The sequence below is a fragment of the Pantoea sp. sgz302252 genome (assembly GCF_047713085.1).
Taxonomy (GTDB): domain Bacteria; phylum Pseudomonadota; class Gammaproteobacteria; order Enterobacterales; family Enterobacteriaceae; genus Scandinavium.
Genome location: NZ_JBLFJW010000054.1, coordinates 1 through 16,682, shown reverse-complemented (window position 1 = coordinate 16,682; position 16,682 = coordinate 1). Strand labels below are relative to the sequence as shown.

Below are 16,682 nucleotides of genomic sequence, written 5' to 3'. Positions count from 1 at the left end.
GGTCGCTCTGGACGGGAAATTTGCAGTTGCCTGGTTTCGCCCCCCTGACTTTCAGGCTTCATCGTGTCCTGCGACTCGAAGTAGCAGGGGTTCTCACGCTTAACCGGCGAGCAGGCTTTGCCCGACGCAAATTCCTGTAGCGTGTACATCCGGGTGAATGGTGTCGGGCTGACGCACAACGTTTTTAACATCAGCTTGCGATAAAGCGTGACTTCCATAATGTAGATGGTTGTCAGCGGATCATCGGTATTGCTGGTGCTGTGCATCTGTGTGCTGTAATCAGCCGTCAGGGGCTGTTGCTTCACGTCCACAATGGTGGTTTTGTTTCTTTGCCCATCCATTCGATAAATGCACAAATCGTAGAGCAGCGAGGATGCCGGCACGTTTGATTTGATGCGGGTACTGAGTTGGTAAACAGCCATAGTTAGTCCATTAGCATATGCAGGTAAGTGTTTTCAGCGTCATCGGCAAAATGCCACGATGTTCTGCCCTGAGTATCTGTCGTTCCTGTCTCTTCCCGGCTATTGGAGAAAATCAGGACGTAAGGGGTGTTGACCAGCGTCTTCCCGTCATCATCCCTGCACACAAAGCGGATCATGTTGCGTGCCACTTCCTCGCAGGTTACTGCTGATGTCTGATGCCCGGCTTTACGTTCTCTTTCAGTCGCGAGCCCACTGTTGCAGTTAAAATCGTAGGTATCGGTGAACATTGAAGGAACAAAACGCGAACGGCACGGGCAGGGCTGTAGCTCTCGATGGAGCCCGCCCATTCCCGCATTTCACCGTTTACTTCGTAGGTGTCGCCCATACCGCCACATACTTTGAAACGGCCTTCATGTTTGCCGCAGGAAACCGGATCACGCTCCCGTACCCGTTCCTTTCCATTGTATGTTTCGTCGCTGGCCCCACTCAGAATACGACCGCCGCACGTCGTTTTATCGCCGTGGTAAAGAAAATACCCTTCCATGAAATCTCCTGTTAATCGCCAAGAACGTGCAGGCTGATATTCTCCGGGCTGTCAGCAAAGTGCCAGGCTGTTAATCCCTGACTGTCTGTATTTCCCTCTTCGCTGTGCCCGTCTGGGAAGAAAAGAATGTACTGACAATTACCCATAAACTGACCGCTATCATCAGCGCACTTAAAACGGATCGCGTTGCGTTTTTTTTGGGTTCTCCCGGGCTGAGTCTGGGTCACCGCAGGTTTTGACCGTGCTGAGCCACTTCCGGCGATGACGTGATTTGCCGGGCATTTGCAGAGAACAGCGGAGCGGTCAACGACCACTGCTCTCCCGTCCGGGTTCGTCTGGTGGGGATCGCCAGAAATAATGACGCTGGTTTCCCCGCATTTGGGGCACCGGGTTGTTTTGTCGCCAACATACAACTTTCGTCTGCCATCTACCGTCCAGCGACTACCCGGGCCCGCAATGTAGGTTGCCCCGGTTGTTGTTTTATCACCGTCAAGTCCGGAGTTTCTGCCATTAACATAACTTGTACTGTCGGACATCGTTCTCCCTTCAATCAGTCAGAATGTGCAGGGTAATGTTTTCTTCTGACTCAGCGTAATGCCAGCCAGTCACCCCATGGTCATCGGTTGTACCGGCCTCAGAGCGGCCATCAGGAAACATCAGGGTGTAGCGGCAGCGAGGCATGTGCAGATCGTCATCGTCGGTACACTGGAAGCGGATGCAGTTGCGGGTGCTGGCACGGACGTTTTTGTGGTGTTGCGGGAGGTTAACGAACCTGCGGATGTACTTGTGGATTGTGTTGAGGAGCCATAAGCATAATGATCAGGGCAACCGCACAGTACGCGATCACCGGTTGCCACATACGCTTTGCCCTCCTCAGCCCAGTCATGTGCTGACGCCAGGAGCTGAAAGTGCCCTTTACATTTGCTGCACGTAGCCAGTACGCGCGATCGCTTTACTGCCCTCGGACCAGGTCGCAGTGGCCGTGATAATTTCGCCATATGTTGTCCCGTCTCCAAGACATGCCAGTGCTCTTGCCATGATTAGTCCCTCAATTCACTGTGATTGTTCCCATTGAATCAACTTTATTGCTGAGCAAACCTTTCGTTAAGCGTATTCCTGCATGAAAGCAGGCATTGTTTGCCCAAATATCGTTCGCTGACTATACAATACCCTTATCAATCATGTAAGAATTACAGTGTAAAAATCAGCGAAAGAACAGAAGGTTATGGATAATAAGATTCATTTTTATTCGCCCGGTGCGACCGATTACATAAGTCCGGCTTCACTGTGGGCGATAGCCCGGGTAAGGGTGACCGCAGACTTCCGTTTTGGTGTCGTAATCCATCACCCGCAGCGCCTTGTTGATCGTATTCTCACTCATGGGTTTCGACAGATCGTGATCGCCCGGAAAGAGGAAAATTTCATCGGATGACAGTCTTTTAAGCTGTTTCAGCAACGCAATGGCCTGGGTGGAGAGCGGTACCAGATGGGGCGTTTTCATCTTTGCACCACGCTCTGAGTAGCGCACGCCGCGGATCGCTTCCCGCTTCAAGGTCGATCTCAGGCCAGCGTGCGAAACGCAGTTCGCTGGAGCGAATGAAGATAACCAGATGCTGAACCGCCAGGCGAGTCAGCAGTCTGCCCCGATAAGCGTCGATGCGGGTCAACAAATCCGGCAGCTTTTCCAGTTGCAGGGCGGGGTGATGGCGCGTTTGTGGCGGGATAATCGCATCCGTCAGGTCACTGGCGGGATTACGGGTAATAAAACCCTTCCGCACGGCGTAACGCATAATGGCGGCGATACGCTGCTGCATCCGCATGGCGGTTTCCTGATAGCCTTTCTTCTCAAGGGCCAGCAACGGCACCAACAAATCAGTGGTTTTGAGTGAAGCAACGGAAGATTTACCGAGCAGAGGAAAAAGATGAATTTCCAGCGCCCGGAGGGAACGGTCAGTGTGGGTCTGCGTCCAGCCTTTTTTGGTTTTGACCCACACACGGGAAATCTCTTCGAAGCTGGCGCTTTTTTTGTGACCGGCTTTGCTCTGTTTCTTAACTGTGCCGGGGTCGGTCCCCGCAGCGAGTAACGCGCGGGCGTCCTCACGGTATTTACGGGCCTGGGCGAGAGGCACATCCGGGTAAGGGCCGAAAGCTAGCTTTCGTTCTCTCGCTTCAAAACGGTACTTGAGATACCAGTGTTTTGACCCGTTAGGTTTGACCAGCAAATACAGACCCTGAGCATCGGTCTGTTTCCGGGGCTTGTCGGGCGATTTTGCGTTGCGGATAGCGGTATCAGTGAGCGGCATGGTGGGGGCTCCGTAGTTTAGTGAACCAGCAGGCCCCCAATTAAGCCCCTAAAAACTACGGATGTCAGAAGACCCGGCAGGTCACTGAGTGACTTCCGGTTCTTCTTAACTTACTGATTTTATTGAATCCCCGGACTTGCTCGGAAGTCCCAGGACTAAAATTTGGCTCCTCTGACTGGACTCGAACCAGTGACATACGGATTAACAGTCCGCCGTTCTACCGACTGAACTACAGAGGAATCGGTTAGGTGGCTAATCTTAGCGGCGAAAAATTTTTTGTCAAACCCCAATTCACGGCTTTCTGCACGACTGACGGTTCCGTCAACAATTTGTTGTATTTACCCACAATTATCCATGAATTCCACGTTGCAGGTTTTCGGATTCTCCCTCATCATTTAAAACGTGGTTTCAACTTTCTCTCTAAGGCACCCCTTGAAGCTCTCTGCCGCTGTAAGCCAGGCCGTCACTCGCACAACCTGGTATAAAAATCGCAAAACCTACCGTGTTCTGTTCTGGCGTGAAATCACCCCTCTGGCTGTGCCCATCTTTTTGGAAAACACCTGCGTCCTGCTAATGGGCGTACTCAGCACATTTTTGGTGAGCTGGCTGGGCGCTGACGCCATGGCAGGCGTTGGGCTTGCTGACAGTTTCAATATGGTGATCATGGCGTTTTTCGCCGCGATTGACCTCGGTACAACGGTGGTGGTGGCCTTCAGTCTCGGCAAACGTAATCGTAAGCAGGCACGAGCGGCGGCGCGGCAGTCGCTGGTAATCATGACGCTGTTCTCGATCATTCTGGCCGTCGTGATCCATCTGTTTGGCCGAGAAATTATCGAGGTGGTTGCCGGAGCAGCCACGCCACACGTGAAAGAACTGGCGCTCACGTATCTTGAACTGACCGTGCTGAGTTATCCCGCTGCGGCTATCGCGCTGATCGGCAGCGGAGCGCTGCGTGGGGCAGGGAACACCAAGATCCCATTGCTGATAAACGGCGGGATGAACATCCTCAACATCATTATCAGTAGCATCCTTATTTACGGCGCCTTTTCGTGGGAAGGGCTGGGTTTTGTTGGCGCAGGGCTAGGTTTGACGATTTCTCGTTACATCGGGGCGGTGGCGATTGTGGCGGTGCTGGCTGTGGGCTTTAACCCAGCGCTGCGTATTCCGCTTAAGAGTTACATCAAGCCGCTTAACTTCGCCATTATCTGGGAAGTGATGGGGATTGGTATTCCGGCCAGCATCGAGTCCGTGCTGTTTAACAGCGGCAAGCTGCTGACGCAGATGTTCGTTGCAGGAATGGGCACAGACGTTATCGCCGGTAACTTTATCGCCTTCTCCGTCGCATCGCTTATCAACTTGCCGGGTAACGCATTGGGATCGGCATCGACCATCATTACCGGCAAACGGCTTGGTAAAGGGCAGATTGGTCAGGCAGAGAAACAACTGCGCCACGTGTTCTGGATGTCGACGATCGTGCTGACCGCGATTGCGTGGGGCACCGCACCGTTTGCCGGACTTTTCGCTTCGTTCTATACCCATGAGGCCGATGTAAAAGAGGTGGTGAAAGAACTGCTGTGGCTGAACGCCGCGTTTATGCCTATCTGGTCGGCGTCCTGGGTTTTACCTGCCGGGCTGAAAGGCGCTCGCGACGCACGCTTCGCAATGTGGGTGTCAATGTTCAGTATGTGGGGCGCGCGCGTGGTCGCCGGTTATCTGCTGGGTATTGTGTTCGGGATGGGCGTTGTCGGCGTGTGGCTGGGGATGTTCCTGGATTGGGCAGTGCGCGGCGCGGCGTTTTATTGGCGAATGGTCAGCGGGCGCTGGTTGTGGAAATATCCGCGAGTCAGGCAGGAATAGAAACGCCGGGTGGCGGCTTCGCCTTACTCCGGCCTACGAATGACTTCGGAGATGAATAAAAAAACGCACAAGGGGATCAACGTTCTTGTGCGTCGGGTCATATGACTCATTGCTCTAAATAATTCTGGCTACAGGTAGGCGGCAAGGGAGCTTATCCCCAGGAGCTTACTTTAGTAAGTGACTGGGGTAAGAGAGTGCAGCCAACGCCCCTGTAGCCTGAAGTATGACGAGCATTACACCCCAAGGCGATCGCGAAGACTATAATATGCGGCTCCCATAGCCGTGAACGGAATACGGAAGGTACGGCCTCCCGGGAACGGATAGTGCGGCAGGTTGGCAAAGGCATTGAAGCGTTCTGCATCACCGCGCAGCAGCTCGGCAATCAGGCGGCCTGCCAGATGGGTATACGTGACACCGTGTCCACTGCAACCCTGGCTGTAGTAAATATTGTTATCCAGACGACCAACCTGCGGCAGACGGGAAAGCGTCAGCAGGAAGTTACCTGTCCAGCTGTAGTCAATTTTCACACCTTTCAACTGCGGGAAGGTTTTCAGCAGGTTAGGCATCACCAGGCGTTCGATATCCGCCGGGTCGCGCGCACCGTACACTACGCCGCCGCCGTACAGCAGACGGTTATCCGCGGTCAGACGGTAGTAATCCAGCAGATAGTTACAGTCTTCCACGCAGTAATTTTTCGGGATCAGCGAGCGGGCAACGTCTTTGCCCAGCGGCTCGGTGGTGAGCACTTGTGTGCCGCACGGCATGCTGCGTTTCGCCAGTTCCGGCTCCACTTTATCGCCGAGATAGGCGTTGCCCGCCACAATCACATACTTCGCCGTGATCTGGCCTTTCTCCGTGCTGACAATGGCCGGGCTGGTGTGCTGAATCTTCGTCACAGGAGATTGCTCATAGACGCGCCCGCCGTTCAGGCGAATCGCATTAGCTTCACCGATTGCGAGGTTGAGCGGATGAATATGGCCGCCGCTGTGATCCAGCAGAGCGCCCACATAGCGGTCACTGTTCACTTCGCGTTTCAGTTCGTTGGCATCCAGCAGTTCCAGTTGGGTATTGCCGTAGCGTTCCCAGTTGGCTTTCTGATCTTCCAGTTTTTCCAGCTGCTTATGGTTCATCGCCACGAACAGGCCGCCCGGACGATAGTCGCAGTCAATCTGGTAACGTTTGATACGTTCGCGGATGATCTCCCCGCCTTCAAACATCATACTGCCGAGCATTTTTGCCGCTTCCGGGCCGTAGTTGCGTTCAATCACGTCAATGTCACGGCTGTAGGAGTTAACCAGCTGGCCGCCGTTACGTCCGCTGGCCCCGAAGCCGATGCGTGCCGCTTCCAGCAGCACCACGTCATAGCCCATTTCAGACAAATGCAGTGCAGCAGAAAGCCCGGTGTAGCCGCCGCCGACCACGCACACGTCACAGGTGACGGATTCGTTCAACTGAGGAAACGGTTCATACTGATTAGCGCTCGCGGCGTAATAGCTGGTGGTATGTTCAGTCATGATTAAGGCTCCAGGGCAATCCAGATAGTTTTCAGTTCGCTAAATTTTTCCAGGGCGTGCAGGGACTTATCGCGTCCGTTGCCGCTCTGCTTATAACCGCCAAACGGCACGGTCATGTCGCCATCGTTGTAGTTATTCACGAAGACAGAACCAGCTTTCAGGCGGCGGCTCATGCGATGCGCACGGGAAAGGTTGCTGGTCCACACCGCGGCACCAAGGCCGTAATCGCTGTCGTTAGCCAGTTCCAGCGCCTGCGCTTCAGAGCTGAAGCGGGTAACCACCAGCACCGGCCCGAAAATTTCATCGCGTCCCACACGGGCTTTCGGATCGGTATCGACAAAAATGGTCGGGCCGATAGCAGCCGGATGCTTGCCGTCGCGGCCATCCAGCGCCAGTGTGCCTTGTGTTTCACCGTCGCGAATAAAGCTGTGCACGGTGTCGGCGTGGGCGTTATCAATCAGCGTGCCCATGGTGGTATTAGGGTCGAGAGGGTTGCCTGGCTGCCAGTTTTTGGCCTGATCTTTGAGCAGAGCGATAAACTCATCGGCGATGCTCTCTTCCAGCAGCAGACGAGTGCCCGCGATACACACCTGGCCCTGGTTATAGAAAATGCCTGCGGCAGTTGTTGCGGCGGCTTTTGGCAAGTCAGGGCAATCGGCGAACACGATGTTGGCGCTTTTGCCGCCGGCTTCCAGCCACACGCGTTTCATGTTGCTGTCGCCTGCATCTTTCAGCAGTTGTTTACCGGTGCGCGTTGAACCGGTGAAGGTGATCACGTCGACATCAGGATGCTGAGAAAGCGCCTGACCCGCTTCATGACCAAAACCTGGAATCACGTTGAACACGCCATCCGGCAGCCCGGCTTCTTTTGCCAGTTGCGCCATACGAATAGCGGTCAATGGCGATTTTTCAGAAGGCTTGAGGATAACGCTGTTGCCTGTTGCCAGCGCCGGGCCTAATTTCCAGCAAGCCAGCAGCAGGGGGAAGTTCCAGGGAACTACGGCGGCAATCACGCCAACTGGCTCGCGAACAATCATCGCCAGTTCATTCACACCGGTAGTCGCGACTTCACCATAGACTTTATCAATCGCTTCGGCATACCAGCGAATAGCGCGGGTCGCGCCGGGAATATCATCACGCAGGCTATGGCGAATAGGCTTGCCGGTATCGAGTGTTTCCAGCAGGGCCAGCTCCTCGTGATGCTGCTCCATTAAATCCGCCAGCTTGTTCAACACGGCTTTACGTTTAGCCGGGGAGGCCTGCGACCAGTCACCGCGCTCAAACACTTCGCGTGCAGCGCGAACGGCAATATCCACATCCGCTTTTTTGCCGCGCGAAACGTGTGCCAGTGTGCGTTGCGCAGCAGGGTCGACAATATCGAACGTGCTGCCATCCTGAGCCTGACAATATTCGCCGTTAATAAACAAGCGAGTTTCTGGCGTGGCGTTATTCGCTTTGTCCTGCCAGTCATTCAGATGTTGAAAGTCCATGGTAACTCCTTCTGATAAATGCAATTTTTTGCCGCAGCCACCGAATTCAGGCTGCAAAATGCCCCAGGAAATAAATCCTGTTAAAAAAGCATCGCTTTAAAAAGGCCTGAGAAACTCAGGCCAGAAGGAAGTCAGAACGTGGTGGGGGTATGGGCGCTGATAATGCGGCAAATGCCTGCCGAAGTGTTGCTGAAGCTGTGCGGTATGCCGGTGTTGATGGCATAGCTTTGCCCTGCAACGAGGTGATAATCCTGGCCGTTGATGGTCAGTATCACTTCACCTTCCAGTATCGTGCCTATCTCCTCACCCTGGTGTTTGATCCTCTCCCCGGTGGTGGTACCCGGTTGGTAAGTCTCGAAGATCATCGCCAGTGTACGGTTCGGATTTCCGTTGTGTACCAGCTTCATTGAAACACCCTGACTGCCGATCTCAATCAGGTCATCCTGATTGATAACCACCTGCGGCTCATCAGGTTTTTCCGGTTCCGCGAAGAACTCGGAGAGCGACAGCCCGTAGACTTTCAGCAGCTTTTGCAGCGTACTGATGGCAGGACTGACTTTGTCCTGTTCTATGGTGCTGATGGCGCTATGCGTTAATCCAGACAGTTCGGCGGCACGACGTTGTGAAAGACCCAGTTGTTGGCGAATCTCTGACAAACGTTTACCCGGCGCCAGGCCGTCATCGCTCATATTGGCATTTCCTTAACAGTAGGGGTCAGAGTCGCTGTTTTTCAGCGAGGTGGTTCTGACAAGCGGTGATAAAACCTTCCAGCAACATACGCGATAAAGCGTATTCGCTACTGTTCCATTCCGGATGCCACTGCACGCCCAGAGCAAACGGGTGATCGTGAACACTTGCGGCTTCGACCAGACCATCCTGCGAACGTGCTTCCACACGCAGCAGCGGGCCCAGCGTTTTCGCGCCTTGTCCGTGTAACGAGTTCACCCAGAACGTGTTGCAACCCGGTATTAATGTTGAAAGCAATCCTCCCTGTTGAACCTGGACTTCGTGAGATGGCGCATATTGTTGCTCCACCGGGAGTTCCGGATCTTCACGGTGCTCAAGGAACTGAGGCTGATCGCACAGGCGACGATACAGAGTCCCGCCTGTGGCGACAACAAGTTCCTGCAAACCCCGGCAGATGGCGAAAATGGGAATGCGCCTTTCAAGCCCGGCGGTAATCAACGCCATGCTCAATTCATCACGCCCGGGATCGGCGTCAGGCTCATCGCCGTTTTCACCATAGAGGTGCGGCTGCACATTGCTGGGGCTGCCTGGCAGGAAAATACCGTCGAGTTTTGGCAGCAGCGCCTTCAGCCGTTCTGGCTCAGCCAGCGCATGAGGCAGGGCGATCGGGAGTCCGCCAGCGTTCAGTACCGCATTCAGGTACTTTTCTTGCAATGTCTGGGTCTGGTGACCCTTAAGCCTGTTCCTGCACATCACGACACCAATAACTGGCTTGTCAAATATATCGACCATGATCGACCTCACATTCTGGACTAAATTATTGCCAAACTTATCCATGTTGACCTGTTCCGTTCAATATTTTCTCAATCTAGCAGCGATATAACCTATTTGCAAACTCAGTTTAACATTTGACAAACATATGAATTGGTATCATTGTCGAAAAGTGGACATTATATTTAACGGTCGGGAATCAGCGACCGGCATCCAAAGCAACGGCGGTGAATCATGGAAACCAATATCGTAGAAGTTGAGAACTTTGTTCAGCATACCGAAGAGAGACGAAGTAGCGCGTTCGCACGCGAAGTAAAGACCTACCTCGAACGTTACCCGAATACCCAATATGTTGATGTTCTGCTGACCGACCTGAACGGCTGCTTCCGTGGAAAACGTATCCCGGTGTCCAGCCTGCGTAAGATTGAGAAGGGCTGCTACTTCCCGGCATCCGTCTTCGCGATGGATATTCTGGGCAACGTGGTAGAAGAAGCCGGGTTAGGGCAAGAGTTAGGTGAACCGGATCGCAACTGTGTGCCTGTGCCGGGAACGTTAACCCCGTCAGCCGCCGACCCGGAATATATCGGTCAGCTACAGCTGACAATGCTGGATGAAGATGGCGCTCCCTTTGACGTTGAGCCGCGGAACGTGCTTAACCGACTCTGGCAGAAGCTGCGCCAGCGCGGCCTGTTCCCCGTGGTAGCGGTAGAGCTGGAGTTCTATTTACTCGATCGTCAGCGCGATACCGAAGGTTACCTGCAACCGCCATGCGCACCGGGCACCAACGACCGTAATACCCAAAGCCAGGTTTACTCCGTTGATAACCTCAACCACTTTGCCACCGTGCTGGAAGATATCGACGATTTGGCACGTCTGCAGCTGATCCCGGCTGATGGTGCGGTTGCTGAAGCTTCCCCAGGCCAGTTTGAAATCAACCTTCATCATACCGATAACGTGCTGGATGCCTGTGACGATGCGCTGGCGCTGAAACGCCTGGTTCGTACCGTGGCCGAGAAGCACAAAATGCACGCCACTTTTATGGCGAAACCGTATGAAGAGCACGCCGGTAGCGGGATGCACATTCATATCAGCATGCTGAACAGCAAAGGCGAAAACGTGCTGGCAGACGCCGATGGCGAAGATTCCGCCATCCTCAAGCGTGCCCTTGCAGGAATGATAGATTTAATGCCGGCATCTATGGCACTGTTAGCGCCGAACGTAAACTCCTACCGTCGTTTCCAGCCGGGTATGTATGTGCCAACGCAGGCTTCATGGGGGCATAACAACCGTACCGTCGCGCTGCGTATCCCTTGTGGCGATCGTGACAACCACCGTGTCGAGTACCGCGTAGCGGGTGCTGATGCCAACCCTTATCTGGTGATGGCGTCCATTCTCGCCGGTATTCTGCACGGCCTGGATAACGAGCTGCCGCTGCAGGAAGAGGTCGAAGGTAATGGTCTGGTGCAGGAAGGCTTGCCGTTCCCTATCCGTCAAAGTGATGCACTGTGGGAGTTCACGCAGAACGACCACCTGCGTGAGTTGATGGGTGAGCGTTTCAGCCATGTATTCCATGCCTGTAAGAATGACGAGTTAATTCAGTTTGAGCGTCTGATCACAGAAACTGAAATTGAGTGGATGCTGAAAAACGCCTGACCGCGAGTTGCCGGGTGGCGCTAGCGCTGACCCAGCCTACGAGTGAAATCCGGTTTGTAGGCCCGGTAAGGCGTAGCTGCCACCGGGCAGTCGCCACCGGGCAAATAAAAAATAAGCAGCATCATACGGTCTGAGCGGAGCCAGACCGGACGTTTTAGCAGGGCAACCTGCCATTTTCCGGCGTCGCGTAACGGAGCGCAGGCGACAAAGGGTCTTCAGTTAATAACAAATTGTATGACGAGGAAATGAGATGATGCAGATGTTCAAATACCCGCACGGCGAAGGCGAATGCCGCTGCCGCATTGATTACGACGGACCAGTACAAGGTCATTGCCCGACGTTCACTCCCTCACTTTTACGACTTACCCCCAGGCTTAGCAGGTTTGCAATAACGACAACAATCTCATCGCAAACCCGTACGTCCTTGGGGGGACTTCGTCATGGCGACTAACTCATCACTCGATCTTCCATCGCAGGCGGGCAAACCGCAGCTGCGTAAATCTTTAAAACTCTGGCAGGTGGTGGTGATGGGGCTCGCCTATCTCACACCGATGTCGGTGTTTGACACCTTCGGGATTGTGTCCGGCATTAGCGACGGTCACGTTCCGGCATCCTATATTCTTGCGCTGGCAGGCGTGCTGTTTACCGCCATCAGCTACGGCAAACTGGTGCGTCAGTTCCCGCAGGCCGGTTCTGCCTATACCTATGCTCAAAAAGCCATTAGCCCGCACGTTGGCTTTATGGTCGGCTGGTCATCACTGCTGGATTATCTGTTCCTGCCGATGATTAACGTCCTGCTGGCGAAAATTTATCTTTCTGCACTGTTCCCGGGCGTTGCGCCCTGGATTTGGGTGGTGGGCTTTGTCTGCATCCTGACCGCCGCCAACCTGAAAAGCGTCAACCTGGTCGCCAACTTCAACACCCTGTTCGTGCTGGTGCAGGTGGCTATCATGGTGGTGTTTATCTTCCTCGTGGTACAAGGCCTGCACAAAGGCGAAGGGGTAGGGACGGTCTGGTCGTTGCAGCCGTTTATCAGCCAGAACGCGCACCTGATCCCGATAATCACCGGCGCGACGATAGTCTGCTTCTCATTCCTCGGCTTTGATGCGGTAACCACGCTATCCGAAGAAACGCCAGATGCGGCGCGCACCATCCCGAAAGCTATCTTCCTGACGGCGGTGTACGGCGGCATTATCTTTATTGTGGCTTCCTTCTTTATGCAGCTGTTCTTCCCGGACATCAGCCGCTTCAAGAACCCGGACGCCGCACTGCCGGAAATCGCGCTGTACGTGGGCGGCAAACTGTTCCAGTCCATTTTCCTGTGTACCACGTTTGTGAACACGCTGGCCTCGGGCCTGGCCTCACACGCCAGCGTCTCACGACTGCTGTATGTGATGGGGCGCGACAACGTGTTCCCGGAGAAATATTTCGGCTACGTGCACCCGAAATGGCGCACTCCGGCACTGAACGTGCTGATGGTCGGCGTCGTGGCGCTGTCGGCACTGTTCTTCGACCTGGTAACCGCCACAGCACTGATTAACTTCGGTGCGCTGGTGGCCTTTACCTTCGTGAACCTGTCGGTGTTCAACCACTTCTGGCGTCGTGAAGGACGGAACAAAACCTGGAAAGACAAGCTGCATTATCTGATCCTGCCATTAATGGGCGCAGCCACGGTTGCCGTGCTGTGGGTTAACCTCGAAATGACGTCGTTAACGCTGGGATTGGTGTGGGCTGCGGTAGGGATCTTGTATCTGACCTACCTGACAGGCCGCTTCCGTAAGCCGCCGCCGCAGTTCGATGCCGCCAAAGCTGAACAGGCCTGGGAGTGATTTTTATCCGCTCTGGAGAAGAAATCAGCAAACGATTTAAAATGTGAAAAACAGGCTTTGACAAGCCGGGGGCGCATCGCTAATATGCGCCCCGTTCACACGATTCCTCTGTAGTTCAGTCGGTAGAACGGCGGACTGTTAATCCGTATGTCACTGGTTCGAGTCCAGTCAGAGGAGCCAAATTTTAGTCCTGGGACTTCCGAGCAAGTCCGGGGATTCAATAAAATCAGTAAGTTAAGAAGAACCGGAAGTCACTCAGTGACCTGCCGGGTCTTCTGACATCCGTAGTTTTTAGGGGCTTAATTGGGGGCCTGCTGGTTCACTAAACTACGGAGCCCCCACCATGCCGCTCACTGATACCGCTATCCGCAACGCAAAATCGCCCGACAAGCCCCGGAAACAGACCGATGCTCAGGGTCTGTATTTGCTGGTCAAACCTAACGGGTCAAAACACTGGTATCTCAAGTACCGTTTTGAAGCGAGAGAACGAAAGCTAGCTTTCGGCCCTTACCCGGATGTGCCTCTCGCCCAGGCCCGTAAATACCGTGAGGACGCCCGCGCGTTACTCGCTGCGGGGACCGACCCCGGCACAGTTAAGAAACAGAGCAAAGCCGGTCACAAAAAAAGCGCCAGCTTCGAAGAGATTTCCCGTGTGTGGGTCAAAACCAAAAAAGGCTGGACGCAGACCCACACTGACCGTTCCCTCCGGGCGCTGGAAATTCATCTTTTTCCTCTGCTCGGTAAATCTTCCGTTGCTTCACTCAAAACCACTGATTTGTTGGTGCCGTTGCTGGCCCTTGAGAAGAAAGGCTATCAGGAAACCGCCATGCGGATGCAGCAGCGTATCGCCGCCATTATGCGTTACGCCGTGCGGAAGGGTTTTATTACCCGTAATCCCGCCAGTGACCTGACGGATGCGATTATCCCGCCACAAACGCGCCATCACCCCGCCCTGCAACTGGAAAAGCTGCCGGATTTGTTGACCCGCATCGACGCTTATCGGGGCAGACTGCTGACTCGCCTGGCGGTTCAGCATCTGGTTATCTTCATTCGCTCCAGCGAACTGCGTTTCGCACGCTGGCCTGAGATCGACCTTGAAGCGGGAAGCGATCCGCGGCGTGCGCTACTCAGAGCGTGGTGCAAAGATGAAAACGCCCCATCTGGTACCGCTCTCCACCCAGGCCATTGCGTTGCTGAAACAGCTTAAAAGACTGTCATCCGATGAAATTTTCCTCTTTCCGGGCGATCACGATCTGTCGAAACCCATGAGTGAGAATACGATCAACAAGGCGCTGCGGGTGATGGATTACGACACCAAAACGGAAGTCTGCGGTCACCCTTACCCGGGCTATCGCCCACAGTGAAGCCGGACTTATGTAATCGGTCGCACCGGGCGAATAAAAATGAATCTTATTATCCATAACCTTCTGTTCTTTCGCTGATTTTTACACTGTAATTCTTACATGATTGATAAGGGTATTGTATAGTCAGCGAACGATATTTGGGCAAACAATGCCTGCTTTCATGCAGGAATACGCTTAACGAAAGGTTTGCTCAGCAATAAAGTTGATTCAATGGGAACAATCACAGTGAATTGAGGGACTAATCATGGCAAGAGCACTGGCATGTCTTGGAGACGGGACAACATATGGCGAAATTATCACGGCCACTGCGACCTGGTCCGAGGGCAGTAAAGCGATCGCGCGTACTGGCTACGTGCAGCAAATGTAAAGGGCACTTTCAGCTCCTGGCGTCAGCACATGACTGGGCTGAGGAGGGCAAAGCGTATGTGGCAACCGGTGATCGCGTACTGTGCGGTTGCCCTGATCATTATGCTTATGGCTCCTCAACACAATCCACAAGTACATCCGCAGGTTCGTTAACCTCCCGCAACACCACAAAAACGTCCGTGCCAGCACCCGCAACTGCATCCGCTTCCAGTGTACCGACGATGACGATCTGCACATGCCTCGCTGCCGCTACACCCTGATGTTTCCTGATGGCCGCTCTGAGGCCGGTACAACCGATGACCATGGGGTGACTGGCTGGCATTACGCTGAGTCAGAAGAAAACATTACCCTGCACATTCTGACTGATTGAAGGGAGAACGATGTCCGACAGTACAAGTTATGTTAATGGCAGAAACTCCGGACTTGACGGTGATAAAACAACAACCGGGGCAACCTACATTGCGGGCCCGGGTAGTCGCTGGACGGTAGATGGCAGACGAAAGTTGTATGTTGGCGACAAAACAACCCGGTGCCCCAAATGCGGGGAAACCAGCGTCATTATTTCTGGCGATCCCCACCAGACGAACCCGGACGGGAGAGCAGTGGTCGTTGACCGCTCCGCTGTTCTCTGCAAATGCCCGGCAAATCACGTCATCGCCGGAAGTGGCTCAGCACGGTCAAAACCTGCGGTGACCCAGACTCAGCCCGGGAGAACCCAAAAAAAACGCAACGCGATCCGTTTTAAGTGCGCTGATGATAGCGGTCAGTTTATGGGTAATTGTCAGTACATTCTTTTCTTCCCAGACGGGCACAGCGAAGAGGGAAATACAGACAGTCAGGGATTAACAGCCTGGCACTTTGCTGACAGCCCGGAGAATATCAGCCTGCACGTTCTTGGCGATTAACAGGAGATTTCATGGAAGGGTATTTTCTTTACCACGGCGATAAAACGACGTGCGGCGGTCGTATTCTGAGTGGGGCCAGCGACGAAACATACAATGGAAAGGAACGGGTACGGGAGCGTGATCCGGTTTCCTGCGGCAAACATGAAGGCCGTTTCAAAGTATGTGGCGGTATGGGCGACACCTACGAAGTAAACGGTGAAATGCGGGAATGGGCGGGCTCCATCGAGAGCTACAGCCCTGCCCGTGCCGTTCGCGTTTTGTTCCTTCAATGTTCACCGATACCTACGATTTTAACTGCAACAGTGGGCTCGCGACTGAAAGAGAACGTAAAGCCGGGCATCAGACATCAGCAGTAACCTGCGAGGAAGTGGCACGCAACATGATCCGCTTTGTGTGCAGGGATGATGACGGGAAGACGCTGGTCAACACCCCTTACGTCCTGATTTTCTCCAATAGCCGGGAAGAGACAGGAACGACAGATACTCAGGGCAGAACATCGTGGCATTTTGCCGATGACGCTGAAAACACTTACCTGCATATGCTAATGGACTAACTATGGCTGTTTACCAACTCAGTACCCGCATCAAATCAAACGTGCCGGCATCCTCGCTGCTCTACGATTTGTGCATTTATCGAATGGATGGGCAAAGAAACAAAACCACCATTGTGGACGTGAAGCAACAGCCCCTGACGGCTGATTACAGCACACAGATGCACAGCACCAGCAATACCGATGATCCGCTGACAACCATCTACATTATGGAAGTCACGCTTTATCGCAAGCTGATGTTAAAAACGTTGTGCGTCAGCCCGACACCATTCACCCGGATGTACACGCTACAGGAATTTGCGTCGGGCAAAGCCTGCTCGCCGGTTAAGCGTGAGAACCCCTGCTACTTCGAGTCGCAGGACACGATGAAGCCTGAAAGTCAGGGGGGCGAAACCAGGCAACTGCAAATTTCCCGTCCAGAGCGACC

Annotated in this window: 16 protein-coding genes, 2 tRNA genes and 4 pseudogenes; 11 read left to right on the top strand and 11 right to left on the bottom strand. The window is 53.9% G+C overall.

The features are described from left to right. The 7 genes and pseudogenes from ACLW56_RS24195 to ACLW56_RS24165 form a co-directional block, all read right to left on the bottom strand. Positions 1-422: pseudogene (locus ACLW56_RS24195) on the bottom strand (hypothetical protein); the annotation flags it as partial. Positions 423-424: 2 nt separating this feature from the next. Continuing rightward, a complete protein-coding gene (locus ACLW56_RS24190) occupies positions 425-598 on the bottom strand; it encodes a hypothetical protein (RefSeq protein ID WP_330986082.1) in 174 nt (57 codons plus the stop codon). Between the two features lie 23 nt (positions 599-621). Then, positions 622-966: a PAAR domain-containing protein gene (locus ACLW56_RS24185; protein ID WP_330986081.1), complete on the bottom strand. Its 345-nt coding sequence runs from the start codon at positions 964-966 to the stop codon at positions 622-624. An 11-nt stretch (positions 967-977) separates the two neighbouring features. Continuing rightward, entirely contained in the window at positions 978-1,502 is a 525-nt protein-coding gene (locus tag ACLW56_RS24180; protein WP_330986080.1) for a PAAR domain-containing protein, read from the bottom strand. Positions 1,503-1,512: 10 nt separating this feature from the next. Further along, positions 1,513-1,647 (bottom strand): hypothetical protein, encoded by a 135-nt coding sequence (locus tag ACLW56_RS24175; protein WP_330986079.1) that lies wholly within the window; start codon positions 1,645-1,647, stop codon positions 1,513-1,515. 758 nt (positions 1,648-2,405) lie between these two features. Then, complete coding sequence (locus ACLW56_RS24170; RefSeq protein ID WP_330986078.1) at positions 2,406-3,269, bottom strand: tyrosine-type recombinase/integrase; 864 nt, start codon at positions 3,267-3,269, stop codon at positions 2,406-2,408. Between the two features lie 163 nt (positions 3,270-3,432). After that, positions 3,433-3,508: transfer RNA gene (locus tag ACLW56_RS24165), tRNA-Asn, on the bottom strand. 9 nt (positions 3,509-3,517) lie between these two features. On the opposite strand from ACLW56_RS24165, the pseudogene ACLW56_RS24160 reads away from it, so the two are divergent. Together ACLW56_RS24160 and ACLW56_RS24155 are read left to right on the top strand one after the other, a co-directional pair. Beyond that, positions 3,518-3,616, top strand: a pseudogene (locus tag ACLW56_RS24160) (DUF5951 family protein); the annotation flags it as partial. Between the two features lie 7 nt (positions 3,617-3,623). After that, positions 3,624-5,126, top strand: a pseudogene (locus ACLW56_RS24155) (EmmdR/YeeO family multidrug/toxin efflux MATE transporter). 233 nt (positions 5,127-5,359) lie between these two features. On the opposite strand, the gene ACLW56_RS24150 reads toward ACLW56_RS24155, so the two are convergent. The 4 genes from ACLW56_RS24150 to puuD all read right to left on the bottom strand — a co-directional run bounded on the left by ACLW56_RS24150 (position 5,360) and on the right by puuD (position 9,609). Then, on the bottom strand, positions 5,360-6,640 hold the full coding sequence (locus ACLW56_RS24150) for an FAD-binding oxidoreductase (protein ID WP_330986175.1): 1,281 nt from the start codon (positions 6,638-6,640) through the stop codon (positions 5,360-5,362). 2 nt (positions 6,641-6,642) lie between these two features. After that, entirely contained in the window at positions 6,643-8,130 is a 1,488-nt protein-coding gene (puuC, locus tag ACLW56_RS24145; RefSeq protein WP_330986174.1) for an aldehyde dehydrogenase PuuC, read from the bottom strand. A 131-nt stretch (positions 8,131-8,261) separates the two neighbouring features. Beyond that, entirely contained in the window at positions 8,262-8,819 is a 558-nt protein-coding gene (gene puuR, locus ACLW56_RS24140) for an HTH-type transcriptional regulator PuuR (protein ID WP_330986173.1), read from the bottom strand. Positions 8,820-8,844: 25 nt separating this feature from the next. After that, on the bottom strand, positions 8,845-9,609 hold the full coding sequence (gene puuD / locus ACLW56_RS24135; RefSeq protein ID WP_330986172.1) for a gamma-glutamyl-gamma-aminobutyrate hydrolase: 765 nt from the start codon (positions 9,607-9,609) through the stop codon (positions 8,845-8,847). Positions 9,610-9,822: 213 nt separating this feature from the next. On the opposite strand from puuD, the gene ACLW56_RS24130 reads away from it, so the two are divergent. From ACLW56_RS24130 to ACLW56_RS24090, 9 genes and pseudogenes are all read left to right on the top strand, one after another. After that, on the top strand, positions 9,823-11,241 hold the full coding sequence (locus ACLW56_RS24130; protein ID WP_330986171.1) for a glutamine synthetase family protein: 1,419 nt from the start codon (positions 9,823-9,825) through the stop codon (positions 11,239-11,241). Positions 11,242-11,681: 440 nt separating this feature from the next. Continuing rightward, positions 11,682-13,070, top strand: a complete 1,389-nt coding sequence (locus ACLW56_RS24125; protein WP_330986170.1) for an APC family permease — start codon at positions 11,682-11,684, stop codon at positions 13,068-13,070. 104 nt (positions 13,071-13,174) lie between these two features. Further along, positions 13,175-13,250: transfer RNA gene (locus ACLW56_RS24120), tRNA-Asn, on the top strand. 163 nt (positions 13,251-13,413) lie between these two features. Beyond that, positions 13,414-14,277: a tyrosine-type recombinase/integrase gene (locus tag ACLW56_RS24115; protein ID WP_330986078.1), complete on the top strand. Its 864-nt coding sequence runs from the start codon at positions 13,414-13,416 to the stop codon at positions 14,275-14,277. 758 nt (positions 14,278-15,035) lie between these two features. Next, complete coding sequence (locus ACLW56_RS24110; RefSeq protein WP_330986079.1) at positions 15,036-15,170, top strand: hypothetical protein; 135 nt, start codon at positions 15,036-15,038, stop codon at positions 15,168-15,170. 10 nt (positions 15,171-15,180) lie between these two features. After that, entirely contained in the window at positions 15,181-15,705 is a 525-nt protein-coding gene (locus ACLW56_RS24105) for a PAAR domain-containing protein (protein WP_330986080.1), read from the top strand. An 11-nt stretch (positions 15,706-15,716) separates the two neighbouring features. After that, positions 15,717-16,061, top strand: coding sequence for a PAAR domain-containing protein (locus ACLW56_RS24100; RefSeq protein ID WP_330986081.1), 345 nt, complete (start codon positions 15,717-15,719; stop codon positions 16,059-16,061). 23 nt (positions 16,062-16,084) lie between these two features. Then, positions 16,085-16,258 (top strand): hypothetical protein, encoded by a 174-nt coding sequence (locus tag ACLW56_RS24095; RefSeq protein WP_330986082.1) that lies wholly within the window; start codon positions 16,085-16,087, stop codon positions 16,256-16,258. Between the two features lie 2 nt (positions 16,259-16,260). Next, positions 16,261-16,682, top strand: a pseudogene (locus ACLW56_RS24090) (hypothetical protein); the annotation flags it as partial.